The 1,975-nt window shown below is 42.4% G+C and carries 2 protein-coding genes; one reads left to right on the forward strand and one right to left on the reverse strand.

What is annotated here, in order from left to right:
- Window positions 1-132: 132 nt before the first annotated feature.
- The gene (locus ACEW8O_RS13020) at window positions 133-1,260 is read left to right on the forward strand and encodes a hypothetical protein (RefSeq protein ID WP_373495060.1); all 1,128 of its coding nucleotides are present in this window, start codon (window positions 133-135) and stop codon (window positions 1,258-1,260) included.
- Here ACEW8O_RS13020 and ACEW8O_RS13025 read toward each other — a convergent pair.
- The coding region (locus ACEW8O_RS13025; RefSeq protein WP_373495061.1) for a hypothetical protein at window positions 1,261-1,975 on the reverse strand (715 nt) is incomplete at its 5' end. It abuts the gene before it with no gap.

Consider the following 1,975-nt stretch of genomic DNA (forward strand, 5'->3'; position numbering starts at 1 on the left):
ATACAAAAGCAATTTTAGGCGATAAATATGGTGATTATGACCGGGATATCCTGATGTTTTCAACAATCTTATCGGAACAATTATTAGCAGCAGTGCTTTGCCGAATGAATTTAATAGCACAGATTTGATACCGTGAAGAAATCAATACCATTTTTACTTGCCTGGCTGATGATATTTGCGCTCTGCACATCACAAGCTATTGGCTCTGATACAGAAGGCGACCCCTGGGTAAAACAGTATCGCAATTATAAAGACGATAAGTCATCTGAACTAACAAATAAAGATGGAGAAAAAATTAAATTTTTTAATGGATTCTCGATAGGTGCAAGCGCGGGTTCAGCACTCTTTCATGGCGATCTTGCAGACTATAATATGTTCGCTCCCATTGATGATTTTAGTACTTATTACAAATTTGGATGGCGTATCTACGCTGGGAAAGAAATAAAATATGGCTTGAAGGCAAGCCTTCTTTTTGAAAGCGGAACACTTGGTGGAGGCCGCATCACAGGACTTCAGAGCCCTCAAATCAATTTTCAATCTGAATTCAGGACAATTGCTGCAATGGCTTCCCTGAACGTATTGGGAGAGCTCTTTTTAAAAGATTCAGGCAAACCTTCTAAAACTTTCCTTGATGTCGAAGTGGGTATTGGTGTCACATTCTATCGATCACTTTCATTCTGGACAGGTAATGACGAGCGCGTACGTGATTTTGTCGGATATACTGTTACTGACGACAATCCGCCAACACAACGTTATGTTACAGATTCAAAATCCAGCATGGCTAAAGCTTTAAACATTCCCGTAGGCTTTACTTTTGGTTACAGACTCAATTACAAGACGGACATTACCGCGAGTTATACCCTCAATAATCTGATGACCGATCGTCTCGACACCTGGTCGCGCGACTGGACTGCCAACGACAAATATTCTTATTTTGGTTTAGGCCTGAGGTACAATTTCAACCGAAACAAAGATGACTATCCAAAGAAAAAACCAAAAGCGAAGAAAAAAGATTCATTGGGATCCGCAAATGATAGCGATTCTAAATGGCGGCTGTTTGGATCCAAAAAAGAAAATGTACAACCAAATGAAGTGCAAATAGCCGGCCCGATAGAATCACGTCAGTCCAACAAGATTGTGCCAGCTGCACAAAATAAAGATATGGAAGAGATACGCATGAAGATGTTTGAGCTTCAGCTCAAATTGTTTGAAATGCAGTATCTGATCAATGGTGGAACTACACCGCCGCCGGCAAAATAATTACCAACCGATCCGAAAACCCATTTCCAGACTCATGATTTCTCCCCTGAGATATTCCGGGGTATACAGCATGTTTCCGGTGGTGTTTTGATAGGTTCCTGAGATAAACAGGGCAGCTCCATTCAAAACTTCCCAATCAGCTTCCAATCGCAATCCCAATTGCTCCCAATCGGTGGTAGCCAGAAATTCAAGGCCGGTGACATTCGCGTTGCCATGGATGATTTCATAATTGTGCTGTGGGCCTTTGCGCGCCTGCCAGATGGAACCTTTAATCAAAAGATTTCTCCATGGCCTGTATGATGCTGCCAAATACAATTCGTCTGCATTCTCGCCCAGATAATGACCCAGAATGTACTGATTTGATTCGAAAGTGGTGGATTGAATCTGATGACGGTAGGTCCAGGGAGCCGTCACGGTATATTCTGCAGAAAGATGCAGATTTGGCAAGGCATTGTACCAGGTCCCGCCGACCTTCAAACTCATAATATTGGTATGCTGACTTGCGTCCCACATATTCCCAATGCTCACTTCATCTATAAAAAGGCTTGCGTGAAAATGAACTTTGCGCAACGAGCGCACACTGATGTCAAAAAACATCTGCGCATTCTGACCCAGTTCGTTGCTCCCGGTACCTGAATAGGTATGGTCAGCTGACTTATAAAACATAAATGGAATGAAATACACAGGCTGAATACCCTGATCGCTGTATATTATG

Source organism: Aquiflexum sp. (genome assembly GCF_041749095.1).
Lineage (GTDB): Bacteria > Bacteroidota > Bacteroidia > Cytophagales > Cyclobacteriaceae > Aquiflexum.